Annotated in this window: 19 protein-coding genes; 11 read left to right on the top strand and 8 right to left on the bottom strand. The window is 71.3% G+C overall.

Going from position 1 to position 17231, the window contains the following annotated elements; genetic code table 11:
- Window positions 1–28: 28 nt before the first annotated feature.
- From FCH28_RS04145 to FCH28_RS04130, 4 genes are read right to left on the bottom strand one after another with little or no spacing between them, the layout of a single operon-like run.
- The gene (locus FCH28_RS04145) at window positions 29–703 is read right to left on the bottom strand and encodes an urease accessory protein UreF (protein WP_136738241.1); all 675 of its coding nucleotides are present in this window, start codon (window positions 701–703) and stop codon (window positions 29–31) included.
- 32 nt (window positions 704–735) lie between these two features.
- A complete protein-coding gene (locus FCH28_RS04140) occupies window positions 736–2457 on the bottom strand; it encodes an urease subunit alpha (protein WP_136738240.1) in 1722 nt (573 codons plus the stop codon).
- Window positions 2450–2761, bottom strand: a complete 312-nt coding sequence (locus FCH28_RS04135) for an urease subunit beta (protein ID WP_136738239.1) — start codon at window positions 2759–2761, stop codon at window positions 2450–2452. The genes FCH28_RS04140 and FCH28_RS04135 overlap by 8 nt, the downstream gene beginning before the upstream one ends.
- 17 nt (window positions 2762–2778) lie before the next feature.
- Window positions 2779–3081: an urease subunit gamma gene (locus FCH28_RS04130; protein WP_136738238.1), complete on the bottom strand. Its 303-nt coding sequence runs from the start codon at window positions 3079–3081 to the stop codon at window positions 2779–2781.
- A 393-nt stretch (window positions 3082–3474) separates the two neighbouring features.
- Here FCH28_RS04130 and FCH28_RS04125 point away from each other — a divergent pair, with 393 nt between their 5' ends.
- Complete coding sequence (locus tag FCH28_RS04125; protein WP_136738237.1) at window positions 3475–4419, top strand: M28 family metallopeptidase; 945 nt, start codon at window positions 3475–3477, stop codon at window positions 4417–4419.
- An 81-nt stretch (window positions 4420–4500) separates the two neighbouring features.
- On the opposite strand, the gene FCH28_RS04120 is transcribed toward FCH28_RS04125, so the two are convergent.
- Complete coding sequence (locus FCH28_RS04120) at window positions 4501–4815, bottom strand: type II toxin-antitoxin system Phd/YefM family antitoxin (protein ID WP_136738236.1); 315 nt, start codon at window positions 4813–4815, stop codon at window positions 4501–4503.
- 60 nt (window positions 4816–4875) lie between these two features.
- On the opposite strand from FCH28_RS04120, the gene FCH28_RS04115 reads away from it, so the two are divergent.
- The 3 genes from FCH28_RS04115 to FCH28_RS04100 all read left to right on the top strand — a co-directional run bounded on the left by FCH28_RS04115 (window position 4876) and on the right by FCH28_RS04100 (window position 6715).
- Window positions 4876–5511, top strand: a complete 636-nt coding sequence (locus FCH28_RS04115; RefSeq protein WP_136738235.1) for an ATP-dependent Clp protease proteolytic subunit — start codon at window positions 4876–4878, stop codon at window positions 5509–5511.
- A gap of 6 nt (window positions 5512–5517) precedes the next feature.
- Window positions 5518–5826 (top strand): hypothetical protein, encoded by a 309-nt coding sequence (locus FCH28_RS04110; protein ID WP_136738234.1) that lies wholly within the window; start codon window positions 5518–5520, stop codon window positions 5824–5826.
- Between the two features lie 409 nt (window positions 5827–6235).
- Window positions 6236–6715, top strand: coding sequence for a C40 family peptidase (locus FCH28_RS04100; RefSeq protein WP_136738233.1), 480 nt, complete (start codon window positions 6236–6238; stop codon window positions 6713–6715).
- Window positions 6716–6845: 130 nt separating this feature from the next.
- Here the strand turns inward: FCH28_RS04100 and FCH28_RS04095 are convergent, their stop codons facing one another.
- Window positions 6846–7526: a LysE family translocator gene (locus FCH28_RS04095; protein WP_136738232.1), complete on the bottom strand. Its 681-nt coding sequence runs from the start codon at window positions 7524–7526 to the stop codon at window positions 6846–6848.
- Window positions 7527–7642: 116 nt separating this feature from the next.
- On the opposite strand from FCH28_RS04095, the gene FCH28_RS04090 reads away from it, so the two are divergent.
- A complete protein-coding gene (locus tag FCH28_RS04090) occupies window positions 7643–8560 on the top strand; it encodes a LysR family transcriptional regulator (RefSeq protein WP_136738231.1) in 918 nt (305 codons plus the stop codon).
- A gap of 35 nt (window positions 8561–8595) precedes the next feature.
- Here the strand turns inward: FCH28_RS04090 and FCH28_RS04085 are convergent, their stop codons facing one another.
- Window positions 8596–9024: an ATP-binding protein gene (locus tag FCH28_RS04085; RefSeq protein ID WP_136738230.1), complete on the bottom strand. Its 429-nt coding sequence runs from the start codon at window positions 9022–9024 to the stop codon at window positions 8596–8598.
- Window positions 9025–9379: 355 nt separating this feature from the next.
- Window positions 9380–10633: an 8-amino-7-oxononanoate synthase gene (locus tag FCH28_RS04080; protein ID WP_136738229.1), complete on the bottom strand. Its 1254-nt coding sequence runs from the start codon at window positions 10631–10633 to the stop codon at window positions 9380–9382.
- A gap of 196 nt (window positions 10634–10829) precedes the next feature.
- Here FCH28_RS04080 and bioB point away from each other — a divergent pair, with 196 nt between their 5' ends.
- The 6 genes from bioB (at window position 10830) to FCH28_RS04050 (ending at window position 17228) form a co-directional block, all read left to right on the top strand.
- Entirely contained in the window at window positions 10830–12026 is a 1197-nt protein-coding gene (gene bioB / locus FCH28_RS04075; RefSeq protein WP_136738228.1) for a biotin synthase BioB, read from the top strand.
- Complete coding sequence (locus FCH28_RS04070) at window positions 12019–13323, top strand: adenosylmethionine--8-amino-7-oxononanoate transaminase (RefSeq protein WP_136738227.1); 1305 nt, start codon at window positions 12019–12021, stop codon at window positions 13321–13323. The genes bioB and FCH28_RS04070 overlap by 8 nt, the downstream gene beginning before the upstream one ends.
- A gap of 16 nt (window positions 13324–13339) precedes the next feature.
- Window positions 13340–14068, top strand: coding sequence for a dethiobiotin synthase (gene bioD, locus FCH28_RS04065; RefSeq protein WP_169314047.1), 729 nt, complete (start codon window positions 13340–13342; stop codon window positions 14066–14068).
- Between the two features lie 388 nt (window positions 14069–14456).
- Window positions 14457–15128, top strand: a complete 672-nt coding sequence (locus FCH28_RS04060; protein ID WP_136738225.1) for a class I SAM-dependent methyltransferase — start codon at window positions 14457–14459, stop codon at window positions 15126–15128.
- Between the two features lie 102 nt (window positions 15129–15230).
- A complete protein-coding gene (locus FCH28_RS04055; RefSeq protein WP_136738224.1) occupies window positions 15231–16694 on the top strand; it encodes an APC family permease in 1464 nt (487 codons plus the stop codon).
- A gap of 108 nt (window positions 16695–16802) precedes the next feature.
- Window positions 16803–17228, top strand: a complete 426-nt coding sequence (locus FCH28_RS04050) for a GNAT family N-acetyltransferase (protein WP_187363749.1) — start codon at window positions 16803–16805, stop codon at window positions 17226–17228.
- The last annotated feature ends 3 nt before the right edge of the window (window positions 17229–17231 follow it).

Below are 17231 nucleotides of genomic sequence, written 5' to 3'. Positions count from 1 at the left end.
GGCGGTGGGATGCGGCGCGGGCGCGGCGTCAGGACGCGAAGAGGCGCACCGGCCAGCCGACGTGCTGCTGCGCGGTGATGTCCAGCAGCGGCGCGGAGGCGGCGGGCAGCGCGTCGGTCCCTTCGGTGGCGACGCGGTGCGCGGCCTCGGCGCCCTGTTCCGCGACCTGTTCGAGTTCGGGGGCGAGGCGGGCGAGTACGGCGGTGGCGTCGAACGGGTCCAGGCTCAGCAGCCGGACCGCTGCCGTGGCCGGGCCGCTGATCGTCTCGTAGGCCACGGCGTGTGCGGCGTCCAGCGGTTCGAGGCCCGCCGACCGGGCGGCGAGGCCGAGGACGACGGGCTGGTGGGCGCCGCGTGGCCGGGCCGCGGCCAGCTCGTCCAGTTCGGCCGACGGCCAGGTCGCGCGGGCGGCCCGCATCATCTGCCGTCCCAGCTTGCGGGCGGTGGTCCGCAGCGCCGGCACAGGGGTACGGGCGTCGGCGGCGTCGTCCAGGAGCAGCGGATCACAGCCGGCGGCGGCCGCGGCGGCGAGCGCGGCCGCGACCAGGCCCGCCGTGTGCAGCCGGCCCCGGCAGAAGCGTTCCAGGGTGGCGGCGTCCTTGATGCGTCCCGCGGTGACGGCCGGTTCGGCGCCGCCCGAGTGGGCGTGCCCGCCGGCGGGGAACCGGCCGTCGGCGAGGACGAGCAGCGCTGCGCGGCTCATGGGTGGTGCTCCAGTTCGTGCATCGGCGCCGCTCAGAAGAGGAAGTACCGCTGGGCCATGGGGAGTTCGGCGGCGGGGGCGGGTTCGACCGTCTCGCCGTCGATGGTCACCGTGAAGGTGTCGGGGTCGACCTGGACGCGCGGCAGGGCGTCGTTGTTGCGCATATCGGCCTTGGTGAGGCCGCGGGTGCTGCGGATGGCCTCGAAGGGCTTGGCCAGCGGGAGCCGCTCGGGGAGGCCGTCCTCAAGGGCCTGCCGGGAGACGAAGTTGACGGAGTTGCTGCCGGGGGCCTTGCCGGTGGCGCCGAACATCGGGCGGGGCAGCACCGGCTGCGGGGTGGGGATGGACGCGTTGGCGTCCCCCATCTGCGCATAGGCGATCTGGCCGCCCTTGATGACGAGCTGCGGTTTGACGCCGAAGAACGCCGGGTCCCACAGGACGAGGTCGGCGAGCTTGCCGTTCTCGACGGAGCCCACGAGGTGGTCGATGCCCTGGGCGACGGCCGCGTTGATGGTGTATTTCGCGACGTACCTGCGGGCCCGGTTGTTGTCCGCTCCGCCGTCGCCGGCGAGGGTGCCGCGGCACCGCTTCATGACGTGCGCGGTCTGCCATGTACGCAGGACGACCTCGCCGATCCGGCCCATGGCCTGGGCGTCGGAGGACATGATCGAGATGGCGCCGAGGTCGTGCAGGATGTCCTCGGCGGCGATGGTGGAGGGCCGGATCCGGGACTCGGCGAAGGCGAGGTCCTCGGGGACGGCGGGGTTGAGGTGGTGGCAGACCATCAGCATGTCGAGATGTTCCTCGACGGTGTTGACGGTGTGCGGCCGCGTGGGGTTGGTGGACGCGGGCAGCACGTTCGGCTCGGAGACCATCGCGATCATGTCGGGGGCGTGGCCGCCGCCCGCGCCCTCGACGTGGAAGGCGTGGATGGAGCGGCCGGCGATGGCGGCGAGGGTGTCGCCGAGGAAGCCGGCCTCGTTCAACGTGTCGGTGTGGATCGCGAGCTGGGCGCCGCTCTCCTCACAGACCGTCAGGCAGGCGTCGATGACGGCCGGGGTCGCGCCCCAGTCCTCGTGGATCTTGAAGCCCAGGATGCCGGCCCGCAGCTGGTCGCGCATGGACGTGAGGGAGGTGGTGTTGCCCTTGCCGAGCAGTCCGACGTTGACCGGGAGGGAGTCCATCGACTCCAGCATCCGGGCGATGTGCCAGGCGCCGGGGGTGATGGTGGTGGCCTTGCTGCCCTCGGCGGGGCCGGTGCCGCCGCCGATCATGGTGGTGACGCCGGAGGCCAGCGCCTCGTCCGCCTGCTGAGGACAGATGAAGTGGACGTGGGTGTCGATGGCGCCGGCGGTGAGGATCTTGCCGTTGCCGGCGATGATCTCGGTCTCGGGGCCGATGACGAGGTCGGGGTGGACGCCGTCCATCGTGTCGGGGTTACCGGCCTTGCCGAGCGCGGTGATCCGGCCGTCGCGGATGCCGACATCGGCCTTGACGATGCCCCAGTGGTCCAGCACGACCACGCCGGTGATCACGGTGTCGGGGGTGCCCTCGGCGCGGGTGGCGCGGGACTGGCCCATCGATTCGCGGATCACCTTGCCGCCGCCGAAGACGGCTTCGTCGCCGGCCCGGCCGGGACCGCCGGAGCGGTCCTCGGTGATCTCGATGACGAGGTCGGTGTCGGCGAGCCGGATGCGGTCGCCGGTGGTGGGGCCGAAGAGGTCGGCGTACGCCTGGCGGGTCAGCTCAGCCATCGAGAGTGCCTCCGGTCTCGCCGCGCAGGCCCACCACGATCCGCTTGCCCCCTATGGGGACGAGTTCGATCTCGGTGGGGATGCCGGGCTCGAAGCGCACGGCGGAACCGGCCGCGACGTTCAGCCGCTTGCCATGCGCGGCCGCGCGGTCGAAGTCGAGACCGGGGTTGGCCTCCGCGAAGTGGTAGTGGGAGCCGACCTGGACAGGGCGGTCGGCGGCGTTGAGAACGGTCATACGCGTGACGGGGAGGCCCTCGTTGAGGCGCACCGGCTCGTCGGCGTGCTGGATCTGACCCGGGATCATCTTCGGCTCTCCCCTGGTCAGTCGATGGGTTCGTGGACGGTGACGAGTTTGGTGCCGTCCGGGAAGGTGGCCTCGACCTGGACGTCGTGGATCATCTCGGGGACGCCTTCCATGACGTCGTCGCGGCTGAGCACCTTGCGCCCCGAGGACATCAGCTCGGCGACGGTACGGCCGTCCCTGGCGCCTTCGAGGATGTGGGCGGTGAGCAGCGCGAGGGATTCCGGGTGGTTCAGTTTCAACCCCCGGGACCGTCGCTTTTCAGCCACGTCTGCCGCCACATGAATCATCAGCCGTTCCTGTTCATGCGGGGTCAGTTGCATACGTTCCACCTCACAGTCTTCCCGCCTGGATGCATTTATCCAGGTCACAGGCGTTAACACACCCGCATCGGTAGATGTACCACACAGCGATTAAAGGGGGAGCAAACCGAAATTCAGCGGCTGGCCATCAACAGTCCCACCATCGGAGGCTAGTTCGGCCGGATTTCGGTGGCGTTACATCAAAGGCCTCCCAAAGAGCCCTTCTTGCGCTTGACGTAACACGGCGTTCACCTATGCCCGATACGGCGCGACGTCCCCCGCATTCCGGACATAACCCACCAAGCGAACACCCCTGTCCGATATGCGCTCTTGACTTGGTGCGGAGCGGTCGCAATCCTCATGTGCGCGTCAAATCAGCTCCAACACCCCCCACACATGTATCGGAGCCACATCGTGTCCCGTTCTGCACGAATACGCCGGGCCGCCATCGCCACCGGCGCCGCCACGGCCCTGGCCACCACCCTCTTCATCACAGCCGGCGCCCACGCCGGCACCGCACCCGCGGCCGCCCCGGACATCGACGTCAAGGCCGTCAAGGCCGATCTGGACCAGCTCCAGAAGATCGCCGACGCCAACGGCGGCAACCGCGCCCACGGACAGCCGGGCCACAAGGCGTCCATCGACTTCATCAAGGAAAAGCTGGACAAGGCCGGATTCACCACCCAGGTCCAGGAGTTCGACAACAACGGCGCCACGGGCTACAACCTCGTCGCCGACTGGCCGGGCGGCGACGAGGGCAAGACCGTGATGGCCGGCGCCCACGTGGACTCGGTCGACGCGGGACCGGGCATCAACGACAACGGCTCCGGTTCGGCCGGCATCCTTGAGGTCGCGCTGGCGGTCGCCAAGTCGGAGCTCAAGCCCGCCAAGCACCTCCGGTTCGCCTGGTTCGGCGACGAAGAGGACGGCATGATCGGCTCGCAGGCCTACGTCGACAAGCTCGGCGCCGACAAGTCGAAGATCGACTCGTATCTGAACTTCGACATGATCGGCTCGCCCAACCCCGGCTACTTCGTCTACGACGACGACACCCGCCTGGAGAAGGTCTTCAAGGACTTCTTCAAGTCCAAGGACATCGCCACCGAGATCGAGACGGAGGGCGACGGCCGCTCCGACCACGCGTCCTTCAAGGACGTCGGCATCCCGGTCGGCGGGCTGTTCTCGGGCGCCGACTACATCAAGACCGAGGAGCAGGCGAAGAACTGGGGCGGCGAGGCGGGCAAGGCGTTCGACGCCTGCTACCACCAGTCCTGCGACACGTCGAAGAACATCGACGACAAGGCGCTGGACAACAACAGCGACGCCATCGCCCACGCCCTGTGGGAGCTCAGCTCCTGACGCCCGTCCCGCACCACACGGCCGTCACGGCCACCAGCGCACGACCCTGAGGTCAACCTCCCTCAGGACACCTCCCTGAGGTCACCTCTCCCGACCCGGTCGCCGATCCCCGGCGGCCGGGTCGCGGTGTTCCGCCGCGATGCCGAAGCGCCGCCGTTCGCCCGGAGCGGACGGCAGATGCCGCACGGTCGAGACCGTGCTGATCACCTGCTCCTCCTCCGGCTCACTGTCCCGCCGTCCGAGCTCTTCGAGTAGTTGCAGGTCAGCGGCTGATACCAGCGCCACCAGGGGCTTTCCGTGGCGTGTGACGACCACCCGCTCACCGCCGTAGACGACGCGGTTGATCAGATCCGCGAGTTCCGCGCGGGCTTGCGTCACCGGAATTTCGTAGGCCATGCTCCCATTCTAACGGGATGTACATCCTGTACATTTTTTACAGAGGAAAGGGGAGCAGACATGCTGCGACCGACGGCCCGCTATGTCCTGCCGGAGTTCACCGAGCGCACCTCCGACGGGATCCGCACCCTCGACCCGTACTCCAAGCTGCTCAGCGAGCGGATCGTGTTCCTGGGAACCCCCATCGACGACGCCTCCGCCAATGACGTCATGGCGCAGTTGATCCACCTCGAACACGCCGCCCCCGAACAGGACATCGCGCTCTACATCAACTCCCCCGGCGGCTCCTTCACCTCGATGACCGCCATCTACGACACGATGCGATTCATCTCCTGCGACGTCTCGACGGTCTGCCTGGGCCAGGCCGCATCCGCCGCCGCCGTCCTGCTGGCCGCCGGCACCCCCGGAAAGCGGCTGGCGCTCCCGGGCGCCCGGATCCTGATCCATCAGCCGTCCCTGAGCGAGCCTGTGCAGGGACAGGCCACCGACCTGCAGATCCAGGCGGAGGAACTGCTGCGCACCCGCGACAAACTGGAGGAGATGCTGACGCTGCACACCGGGCAGCCCCGGGTGCGGATCGCCGCGGACATCGAGCGCGACAAGATCTTCGACGCCATTGCCGCCCAGGAGTACGGCCTGATCGACGGACTCACCCGCAGCCGCAAGCAGCCGGCCGTCTCGTCCCCGGCGGGGTGAGCGCGGGTGCTGCCGCCGGAACTGCCACCGCTGCCCGCGCTGACGCGGGCCGAGGGTGAGCTGATCGACCGCTACCTGGAGGTCCTGGACCTGCTGGGCCGGATCAATCCGACCCGCAGCGGCTCCACGTACCGCAGCCTGCGTGCCGCCCAGGCGCTCGCCGCCAAGGCCGCCGAGCTGCGGGACGCGCTGACGCTGATGCACAACCGGGGCGAGAGCGAGCTGCACACCGAGACACTGACCCGGGCCCTGCGGGTCCTGGACGGCGAACGCCGGTCGCGGCTCGTCACGGTGCCGTCGCCCGAAGAGGTCTGACACGACACGCCGGGGCGGCCTCCCGTACGGCGTAGCGCTCGCGCCCGCCACGGGGAGACGGCGAATTGCGCGGCATTCGCACGCCTCGTACGGCACTTGCCGTTTCACCCCTGGTGCCGGGCCCGTCGGTCACCCCGCCGACACCCCCGTACCGCCCATAACCCACCATTCAGCGCAAATGTGACCCATGCCACACCCTGCGGTTTCGCCTGGGCATCCGGGCGGCCGGTGCGTGACGATCCCTTCGACGACAAGACCCCGCCACAGCGACGGGGCGGTCCGGACGGGCGCCTCATCCCGCCGCCGTCCGGATGTCCGGTCGACGCGGCTGAGCCGGCGGGAGCGGAGGACCCGAGCACCACGGGCCCCGACAGGGCCTTCTCCGCACGCGGCTGACGAAGGGTTGCGCATGACCATGCGCACGCATGTGCCGGGTGCGCCGCTGTTGGCGCGCATGGGCACCCTCACCGCCCTCGCACTGGTCACCATCGCCGGCACGACACTGGCCCCCGGAGCGGCCACGGACGCCGAAGCCTCGTCCGTACCCGCCATGGCGTTACGGGTCGCCGCCTCCAAGAAGGGCTCGCCCTACCAATACGGCGCCCAGGGACCACATCGCTTCGACTGTTCGGGGCTGACGCGGTATTCGTTCAAGCGCGCGGGGCGGGCCCTGCCACGCACCGCCCTCGCGCAGTACCGCCACAGCAGGCATATCTCCGCCGCTGCCCGGAAGACCGGCGACCTGGTCTTCTTCCATTCGGGCAGGGGCGTTTACCACGTCGGCATCTACGCCGGCAGAGGCCGCATCTGGCATGCGCCGAAGGCCGGCAGCGCGGTCCGCCTGGAACGGATCTGGAGCCGCGCCATCTCCTACGGGCGGGTGCGATGACCTGCGGCGATGCGGTGCGCACGGTCAATTGTCAGTGGGCGCCGATAACTTGCCCATGTGACCACGGAACGGAATGAGGGGCGGGGGCGGGCCGGGTGTCCGCCGACCGCGCGCCGATCGCACGGCCGCGTCAGGCGAGCGCCAGCTCCACGAGCAGGATGCCGCCCAGGGCGGTCAGCAGGGCCCCGGTCGCCGCCTCCAGCGCGCGGGCGACCCGCGGGCGGCGCAGCCAGCCGCCGAGCCGGTCGACGAGCAGTGCGACGGCGGGGAACCACACCAGCGCCATCGCGACGACCATGGTCGCGAGCAGCAGGGTGCGGGGCAGCGCGGGCTGGCCCGCGGGCACGAACTGCGGGAGCAGACTGAGGAAGAGAACGGGGGCCTTGGGATTGAGCGCGTTGGTCAGAAAGCCCTGGCGCAGGCTCTGCGCGATGCCGGAGCGGGCCGCGCCGTGGTGGGCGGCGTCGTCGGGGTGTGCGGTCGCGCCCGTGGGGGTGGATGGGGCGGTTGACGGGTCCGGGGCGAGCGGCCGGCGGACGGCCGCCAGTGCGCGGATACCGAGGTACAACAGATAGGCGCCGCCGAGGAGTTGGACGGCACCGAAGAGCGCGGGCACGGCGACGAGTACCGCCGCGAGCCCGGCCACCGCCAGCGCGGTGTGCACCAGCAGTCCGCCCGCGACTCCGATGGCGGCCGCCACTCCCGCCCGGCGCGAGTCGAGCGCGTTGCGCACCACGACCGTGAAGTCCGCGCCCGGCATGGTGACCATGCCAGCGGCGACTCCGGTGAAGGTGATCAGCTGTCCGTCCATGAGCACAGCTTCGCCGAAAGCAGCCTTTAATAGGTACTGGGAATCTTCTGGGTCTCCCTAAAGCGATGCTTAAGGCTGTCAAGGCTGATCCCGATTACTCAAGGAGCTGAGCTGCGATGTACGACCCGACGCGGCTGGCCGCTCTGGTGGCGGTGGCGGAGGCCGGTTCGATCACCCGCGCCGCGGACCGGCTCGGCTACACCGCGCCCGCGCTCTCCCAGCAGCTCGCCAAGCTGGAGCGGGAGGCGGGGACGGCGCTGCTGGTGCGCCACCATCGCGGCGCCCGGCTCACGGCGGCCGGCGAGCTGCTGCTCGTACGGGCCCGGCGGGTGCTCGACGAGCTGGACCTGGCGCGGCACGAGCTGTCCCGCCTGGCGGGACTGTCCGGCGGGCGGCTGCGCGTCGGCACCTTCATGACCGCCGGTACGCATCTGCTGCCGCCCGCGCTCAGCGCGTTCCGGCGCGCGCACCCCGATGTGGAGCTGAGCGTCACGGAGTACGTACCACCGCAGGGCACGGCGGCGGTGGCGCTCGGCGAGGTCGATCTGGCGCTGACGCATGAGTATGTGCCGGGCGAGCCGATGCCGGCCCCCGACGGGGTGCGGCTGGAGCCGCTGCTGACCGAGGAACTGGTGCTCGTCACGGCACCGGGCCACGCGCTGTCGGCGGGCACGGGACGGCTGCCGCTCGCCGAACTGTCCGGTCAGCCGCTGGTCAGCATGGCACCGGCGAACCCCAACCGGCGCGGGGTGGAGGCGGCGCTGGCGGCGGCCGGAGCGAGTGTCGCGGTGCGCTGCGAGTCGCCGAGCTATGCCGTGGTGTGCGCGTTGGTGAGCGCCGGGCTCGGAGTGGCGGTGGTGCCGGAGATGATGGCGGCCGGCTCGGTGACTCCGCTGGGGATCCGCCGGCTGGAACCGCCCGAGCTGCACCGCACGATCTCGGTGGCCCACCGGTCCGGCGGCGGCCCCCCTGCCGCGGACACCCTCCGCGCCCTGCTGCGCGGCGCCTTCACCCGTAACGCCGCGCCGCCGTGAACCGGCGCCGTACGACGACTCTGGGCAACGACGCCTCAGGCCACGCCCACCGGCCACGGGATCCCGATCCACACCGTCTTGCCGCCCGACTCCGTGGGCGTGACCTTGAGACGGCCGCCGGCTTCCGCCGCGAGGGAGCGGATGATCACCATGCCCCGGCCGTTGTCCTGCTGCACCGCGGCGGGCAGCCGTTGCGGCCAGCGCGGATGGCTGTCGGTGACACCCACACGCAGCTGCTCGTCGCGGTCCAGCCGCAGCTCGACGGTGAAGGTCGGTGACTGCCCGAAGGTGTGCTGGACGGCGTTGGTGGCGAGCTCGGAGACGATCAGGCGGAGGGAGTCGGCGGTCCCGGTGTCGGCCGGCAGACCCCATTCGGCGAGCACGTCCAGCACATACCTGCGGGCGATGGAGACCGAGGCCGGTTCGGTCGGCAGGGTGAACGAGGATTCCTGGTGGTCTGCCATCGCGACGCCGTCCCTTGTCCCACCGAGGCTCGGCTCGGGCACACCGCCCGGAGAGCCGAGACGCCGCTCGGGACACCGATGCGGCCTCGGACTGCTTCTCTGCGCCAGCCTGCCATCCGGGCGGCCGGGGGTGGGGCAATCCACCAAGATCTATATAGATCTGTCGCCCAATGCGGTGAACTCTGCGACGCGGGACCGTTTTCCGACGGCATCAGGGAGGGTCGTGGCGTAGGCGTACCCGACCGCGGCGTTCAGAAATGAGGCGGCCAAGGCCGTAGCCGACGCCGGGCCGCACCACGCGGACAGACCGTCAGGGGCCGCCACCCGGTCAGGGGCCGCCGCGCCTCACCCTCCGTCAGAACCCCGGCGCCGTCCGCACCACCGTCCCGACCGCCATATCGATCTGCTCATCCGTCAGATCCGCACGGGCGGTGAGCCGCAGCCTGGAGATGCCGTCGGGTACGGACGGGGGCCGGAAGCAGCCGACGACGAGGCCGGCCTCCCGGCAGTCGGACGCCCAGCGGACCGCCTGTTCCGGTGACGGGGCCCGTACGGAGACCACCGCGGCGTCCGGCCGTACCGCCGCCAGACCGGCCGCGGTGAGCCTGTCGTGCAGCTCCCCGGCGACCTGCCCGACCCGGGCGGCGCGCTGCGGCTCGCCGCGCAGCAGGCGCAGCGCCGCGAGGGCGCCGCCCGCAGCCGCCGGTGCCAGGCCGGTGTCGAAGATGAACGACCGGGCGGTGTTGACGAGGTGCTCGATGACGCGGGCCGGGCCCAGCACCGCACCACCCTGGGAGCCGAGCGATTTGGAGAGGGTCACGGTGGCCACCACATCGCCGTCACCGGCGAGTCCGGCGGCGGCCGGCGCGCCGCGTCCTCCGTCGCCCAGGACGCCCAGGCCGTGCGCGTCGTCGACGAGGAGGGCGGCGCCCCGCGCCCGGCAGACCTCGGCGAGGGCCGGCAGCGGCGCAGCGTCTCCGTCGACCGAGAACACCGAGTCGGTGACGGCCAGCGCCCTGCCGTCATGGCCGGTCAGGGCGGTGCGTACGGCCTCCGGATCGGCGTGCGGGACGACGGCCGTACGCGCCCGGGAGAGGCGGCAGCCGTCAATCAGGGAAGCGTGGTTGCCCGAGTCGGAGACGATGAGGGTGGCGCGGTCGGTGAGCGCGGTGACGGCCGCGAGGTTGGCGGCGTAGCCGGAGGAGAGCACCAGGGCCGCCTCGAAGCCGCAGAACGCGGCGAGTTCCTCCTCCAGCCGGGCGTGCAGTTCCGTACTCCCGGTGACCAGGCGGGATCCGGTGGCGCCGGCGCCCCAGCGGTGCGCCGCCTCGGCCGCGCCGTGGGTGACCTCCGGGTGCCGGGCCAGCCCGAGGTAGTCGTTGCTCGCCAGGTCCAGCAGCGGGGAGTCGGCGGGGCGGGGGCGCAGGGTGCGGACGAGCCCGGCGCGCCGGCGTTCGTCGCGCGCCGCGTCGACCCAGTCGAAGGCCGCGCCGAAGCCCTGCCGCGGGGCGGCGGTGCGCGACTCGCCCGACGGCGGCACGACGGACGACTCGTCGGGCGTCACGGGCAGGGAGTCGTGGAGCAGCGACGGGGCGGAGTCCTGCGGCATCGGCGTCCTTCGTCTTTCGGCCTCGATGAGGGGCCGGGTGAGATGACGGGCCGTATTCGGCCTCGATTGTGGGCTGTCGATAGACGTTAGCGGTCGTTTCCCAGCCACACGGTGTGGCGATACACACACCCCGATCCTTGCGTGTTGTGGGAATCCTCCTTGGCCGGGGGCGGTGGCGTACGTCAGGATCAACGCCATGGACCTGCTGAACACACTGGTGGACAAGGGACTGCGGCGCGAGTTGCCGACCCGTGAAGAGGCGCTCGCCGTACTGGCGACCTCCGATGACGAACTGCTCGATGTCGTGGCCGCGGCCGGAAAGGTGCGCCGCCAGTGGTTCGGGCGGCGGGTCAAGCTCAACTATCTCGTCAACCTCAAGTCGGGCCTGTGCCCGGAGGACTGCTCGTACTGTTCCCAGCGTCTGGGGTCCAAGGCCGAGATCCTCAAGTACACCTGGCTGAAGCCCGATGACGCCTCGAAGGCGGCGGCCGCCGGGGTGGCCGGCGGCGCCAAGCGGGTGTGCCTGGTGGCCAGTGGCCGAGGCCCCACGGACAAGGACGTGGACCGCGTCTCGGAGACCATCGCCGCCATCAAGGAGCAGAACGAGGGCGTCGAGGTGTGCGCCTGCCTGGGGCTGCTCTCCGACGGCCAGGCCGGCCGGCTGCGCGAGGCGGGCGCCGACGCGTACAACCACAACCTCAACACGTCAGAAGCCACATACGGCGACATCTGCACCACGCACGACTTCTCGGACCGGGTGTCCACCGTCCAGCAGGCCCAGGCGGCCGGAATGTCCGCCTGCTCCGGTCTGATCGCCGGTATGGGCGAGAGCGACGCGGACCTCGTGGACGTGGTCTTCGCGCTGCGCGAGCTGGACCCCGACTCGGTCCCGGTCAACTTCCTCATCCCGTTCGAGGGCACCCCCCTCGCCAAGGAGTGGAACCTGACCCCGCAACGCGCGCTGCGCATTTTGGCGATGGTGCGATTCGTCTGCCCGGACATCGAGGTACGGCTGGCCGGCGGCCGCGAGGTGCATCTGCGGAGCATGCAGCCGCTCGCCCTGCACCTCGTCAACTCCATCTTCCTCGGCGACTACCTGACCAGTGAGGGCCAGGCGGGCAAGGACGACCTCGCGATGATCGCGGACGCCGGCTTCGAGGTGGAGGGCACGGACACCACGACGCTGCCCGAGCACCGCAGGCAGGGCTGCGGCGAGGCACACGGGGGTTGCGGAGAGGCGCACGGAGCTTGCGGCGAGGCACCCGCGGAGACCACCGCCGCCGCCTCCGACGACGTGTCCGACGTCGTTCCCGCCCCCGCCGAGGAGACCCGCCGGGACCTGGTCTCGGTGCGCCGCCGCGGCGCCGGCACCGACCTTCCGCCCAATGCCTGAGCCGCTCACTCCGCAGGACCTGCTCGCACTCGACCGGCAGCATGTGTGGCATCCGTACGGGCCGATGCCCGGCAAGACCGCACCGCTGCTGGTCGAGTCGGCGTCCGGAGTACGGCTCCGACTGGCCCAACCGGTCGAGGAACAGGCCGAGTTGGTGGACGGCATGTCGTCGTGGTGGTCGGCGGTGCACGGCTACAACCACCCGGTGCTCAACGACGCCGCGCGCGGACAGCTGGAACGGATGAGCCATGTGATGTTCGGCGGGCTCACCCACGAGCCCGCCGTACGCCTGGCGAAACGTCTCGTCGACATCACCCCGGAGCCGCTCCAGCATGTCTTCCTCGCCGACTCCGGCTCGGTGTCGGTCGAGGTCGCCGTCAAGATGTGCCTCCAGTACTGGCGCTCGGTCGGGCAGCCGCGCAAACAGCGGCTGCTGACATGGCGGGGCGGCTACCACGGCGACACCTGGCAGCCGATGTCCGTCTGCGACCCCGACGGCGGAATGCACGAGCTGTGGCAAGGGGTGCTGCCGCGGCAGATCTTCGCGGACGCGCCGCCGGCCGGCTTCGACGCGGCACCCGACGCGGCCTACGCGGCGCATCTGCGGGAGCTGATCGCCCGGCACGCCGACGAGCTGGCGGCGGTGATCGTCGAGCCCGTCGTCCAGGGCGCGGGCGGAATGTCCTTCCACTCCCCCGCCTACCTGCGCGTCCTCCGGGAAGCCTGCGACGCGCACGACGTCCTGCTCATCTTCGACGAGATCGCCACCGGCTTCGGCCGCACGGGCGCCCTCTTCGCGGCCGAACACGCGGCCGTCGCACCGGACGTGATGTGCGTCGGCAAGGCCCTGACCGGCGGCTATCTGACCCTCGGGGCGACGCTCTGCACCACGGCCATCGCGGACGGCATCTCCCGCGGCGAACTCCCCGTCCTGGCGCACGGCCCCACTTTCATGGGCAACCCGCTCGCCGCCGCCGTCGCGGACGCCTCGATCGATCTGCTGCTGTCGCAGGACTGGGTGCAGGAGGTCAAGCGCATCGAGGCAGGGCTGCGGGAGGGGATGGCGCCGGCCGCGAGCATCCCCGGGGTGCGGGAGGTACGCGTACTCGGCGCGATCGGCGTCATCCAGCTCGACCACGCGGTGGACATGGCGGCCGCGACCCGGGCGGCGGTACGGGAGGGCGTGTGGCTGCGCCCGTTCCGGGATCTGATCTACACGATGCCGCCGTACATCACGGGTGACGACGACCTGGCACGCATCTGCGCCGCCGTGTGCGCCGCGGCACGCGAGGGCTGAAAGGAACATGAAGGACATGTCGGTGCTGTTCGTCACGGGCACGGGAACCGAGATCGGCAAGACCGTGACCACCGCCGCGATAGCCGCGGCGGCGCTCGCCGGCGGCCGGTCGGTGGCGGTGCTCAAACCGGCACAGACCGGCGTCGGCGCGCACGAGACGGGCGACGCGGCGGAGGTGGAACGGCTGGCCGGACCGGTCACCACGGCCGAACTGGCCCGCTACCCGGACCCGTTGGCGCCCGCGACGGCGGCGCAGCGGGCCGGGCTGCCGCCGGTCGGCCCCGAGGAGATCGCCGAATCGGCCGCCAAGCTGGCCGCCTCGCACGACCTGGTCCTGGTCGAGGGCGCGGGCGGACTGCTCGTACGCTTCGACGCGGACGGCAACACCCTCGCCGACGCCGCGCGGCTGGCGGGCGCACCCGTCCTGGTCGTCGTCCAGGCCGGCCTCGGCACGCTCAACGCGACGGCCCTGACCGCACTGGCCCTGCGCTCGTACGGCCTCCACTGCCCCGGCGTCGTCATCGGAAGCTGGCCCGCCGCCCCCGATCTCGCGGCCCGCTGCAATCTCGCCGACCTCCCGGACGCGGCCGGCGCCCCGCTCCTCGGTCTGGTCCCGGAGGGATCCGGCGCGCTGCCGCCGAGCGACTTCCGCGCTGCGGCCCCCGACTGGCTGGCGCCGGAACTCGGCGGCACGGGCGACTTCCGCACTTCGCCCTCATCCTTCTCCCGTTCCTTCCCCGGGTAGCGACGGACCGTCTCCGGCGGGGGCGGTATTGCCTCCCCCGGCCGGCGGCTGGCGAGGGCACAGCACCGGCACGTCCACCGGCACGGCACCCGAAAACGCTGCCCTACGGGCCACGACGCGCTGACCTCGACGTACGCAAAACCGGGAACGAATTACTCTCCGTAATCGTTGCCGGAACATGAGGAGGCGTCAGGAGGCGTCAGGAGACAAGGGCAGCTCCCGCTCCCGCCACCAGCGCTGCCGTCACCGGATGCGTCGTCTGTTGTGGCTCCAGGCCATCCGCCAGTAGGCCATCCGCCAGTCACGGCCGTGCGTCGCCGGGGACTCGGCACCCGTTCAGCGGGGAGACTGGGGGCAGGAGCACCCACCACCGCGGAAAGGGGCCGTCATGCCGCAGCTCAGGAGGCATCCGAGAGGGACCGTGCACCACCCGGTCTTCGCCCGCTGTTACGCGCATTGCTACGGCCCGGGCCTGGACCGGCGGGCGGGCGTGGCGGCGCTGCGGGACGAGTTGCTGGCGGGCGTGACGGGCCGGGCCATCGAGGTGGGCGCGGGCAGCGGGCTGAACTTCCCGCACTATCCGGGGGCCGTGTCGGAGGTGGTGGCGATCGAGCCGGAGTCCACGCTGCGGGAGGCGGCACGGACGGCGGCGGCGCGGGCCACGGTGCCGGTGGACGTGGTGCCGGGGGTGGCGGAGGCGCTGCCGGTGAAGAGCGAGGCGTTCGACACGGCGGTGGCGTCGCTGGTGCTGTGTTCCGTACGGGATGTTCGGCGGGCGCTGGCGGAGTTGCGGCGGGTGCTGCGGCCCGGCGGTGAGCTGCGGTTCTTCGAGCACGGGCGGGCGGCGGGGCGGGGGTTGGCGGCGGTGCAGTGGTCGCTGGACCGGACGCTGTGGCCGCTGCTGATGGGTGGCTGTCACACCTGGCGGGATCCGTTGGGGGAGATCCGGGCGGCGGGGTTCGAGGTGGTGCGGGTCCGGCGGCTGAGGGTGCCGGAGCGCCGTCCGACGCTGCCGTCGTCGCCGGCGGTGCTGGGGACGGCGCTGCGGCCGCCGGACTGAGCGGGCGTCACACCGCCGGCTGTGGAGGCCGGCGAGCGACCTGGGGCGCCGGGGGCGTGCCGTTCCCCCTGCCGCCGGAGGGGATGCCGCACGATGTGATCCGTGTCCCTCCCGGCCCCGGTACCTCACCTGAAGCGCAGTCTGCGCCGTTTCGACATCATGGCGATGAGTGTCGCCGCGGTGATCTCCTTCGATGTGATCGGGCAGATCGCCAGCGGCGGTGGCCAGGCCGTCACCTGGATCTCCGTCATCGCGGTGGCGTTCCTGGTGCCGTACGCCCTGGTCTTCGCGGAGACCGGTGCCGCGTTCCCGCAGGAAGGCGGCCCCTACGTCTGGGTGGAACTCGCTTTCGGCCGGCTGGCGGCCTCACTGACCAGCATGTTCTATTGGGTCACCAATCCGGTGTGGCTGGGCGGTTCGCTGGTCTTCATCGCCGCCGACGGCTGGGACGGCTTCGTCTTTCCGCTCGGTTCCGGTACCGCCGCCGACTACATCTTCAAGCTGGTCTTCATCTGGGCGGCCATCCTCACCGCGGTCATCTCGCTGCGCCGGGGCAAATGGATCACCACGTCCGGTGCGGCGGCCAAGGTCCTGGCGCTGGCCTTCTTCACGGGGACCGCTGTGGCGTACGGCGTCCAGCATGGCTTCGAGGGCCTCCGGCAGGCCGCCTTCCTCCCGAGCGGCGCGGGGTTCCTGGCGCTCGTTCCGGTGCTGCTCTTCGCCTTCGTCGGGTTCGAGGCACCCAACGCGGCGGGGGACGAGATGTTCGATCCGCAGCGCGATGTCCCCGTCGCGATCGGGGTGTCCGGTCTGATCGCGACCAGCTGCTATCTGCTGCCGGTCCTGGCCATCCTCTCCGCCGCCCCGGCCGGGAGGATCACCGGCATCGGCGGCTTCCTGGACGCCGCGGGGCTGGTCTTCGATGTGTACGGGGAGTGGCGGGAGCCGCTGCTGACCTGCACCGGTGTGCTGTTCGTGGTCGCGCTGCTGACCCAGGGCAGCGCCTGGATGATCGTCGTCGACCGGATGCAGGCGATGGCGGCCTCCGACGGCGGGTTCTTCAGCGGCCGGCTCGGCGTCTTCCATGCGCGGCTGGGCACGCCGGTCCGGATGAATGTGCTCTCGGGCCTCACCGCCACCGTGTTCATGGTCGCCGCGATGCATCTGGCGAGCGGCGGCGCGTCGGACACCTTCGAGGTCGTGCTCAGCGTGGCGATCACCACGCTGCTGCTGTCCTATCTCACCATCGTCCCGGCGCTGCTGGTCCTGCGGGTGCGGCTGCCGGAGGTGCACCGTCCGTATCAAGTCCCTTTCGGGACACGGGGGTTCGCGGTCGCGACCGCGCTGGTCTACGCCTGGATCCTGCTCGGCTCCTGGGTGGCGCTGTTCCCCGGCACGCTGGAGCCGCTCGTCGGTATCGGCTACGACTTCCGGAAGACGTGGGGCGTCTCCCGGATGTCGTTCGAGGTGTTCACACTCGGGACGGTCCTGGTGCTGCTGGCCGTCGGGACCGCCGGGTATCTGATCCAGCACCTGCACGCCCGGGGGCAGGGCCGCGGCGACTGATCGGGGTGCCCGGCCCGCGCCGATGGCCGAGGCGACGGGGCGCCCTCCGCCGTCCGCATCGCGGAAATCCGTCGACACCGCGCCCCGCCCGGTGCTGGGATCGAGACCATGAGTGATCTTCACATCCGGGCCGCGACGCCGGCCGATCTCGATGCCGTACTGGCCTTCTGGAAGACCGCCGCCGAGGGCACCAGCATCAGCGATGACACCGAGGGCGTGGCGCGGCTGGTGGCCCGTGACCCCGAGTCGCTGCTGCTCGCGGAGGACGGGGGCGAGCTGGTGGGCACGGTGATCGCGGGCTTCGACGGCTGGCGTTGCCATCTCTACCGGCTGGCGGTGCATCCCGATCGCCGCCGGCAGGGCATAGGCGGCGGGCTGCTGGCGGCCGCCGAGGAGCGGTTCCGGGCGCTCGGCGGGCGCCGCGGTGATGCCATGGTGCTGGACCGCAATGAGACGGCGCATCGCGCGTGGCGGGCCGCGGGTTACGCGCCCGAGCCGCAGTGGAGCCGCTGGGTCAAGCATCTCGACGGCTGAGCG

The organism is Streptomyces piniterrae (assembly GCF_005048155.1).
Classification (GTDB): domain Bacteria; phylum Actinomycetota; class Actinomycetes; order Streptomycetales; family Streptomycetaceae; genus Streptomyces; species Streptomyces piniterrae.
This window is presented reverse-complemented; position numbering and strand designations above follow the sequence as displayed.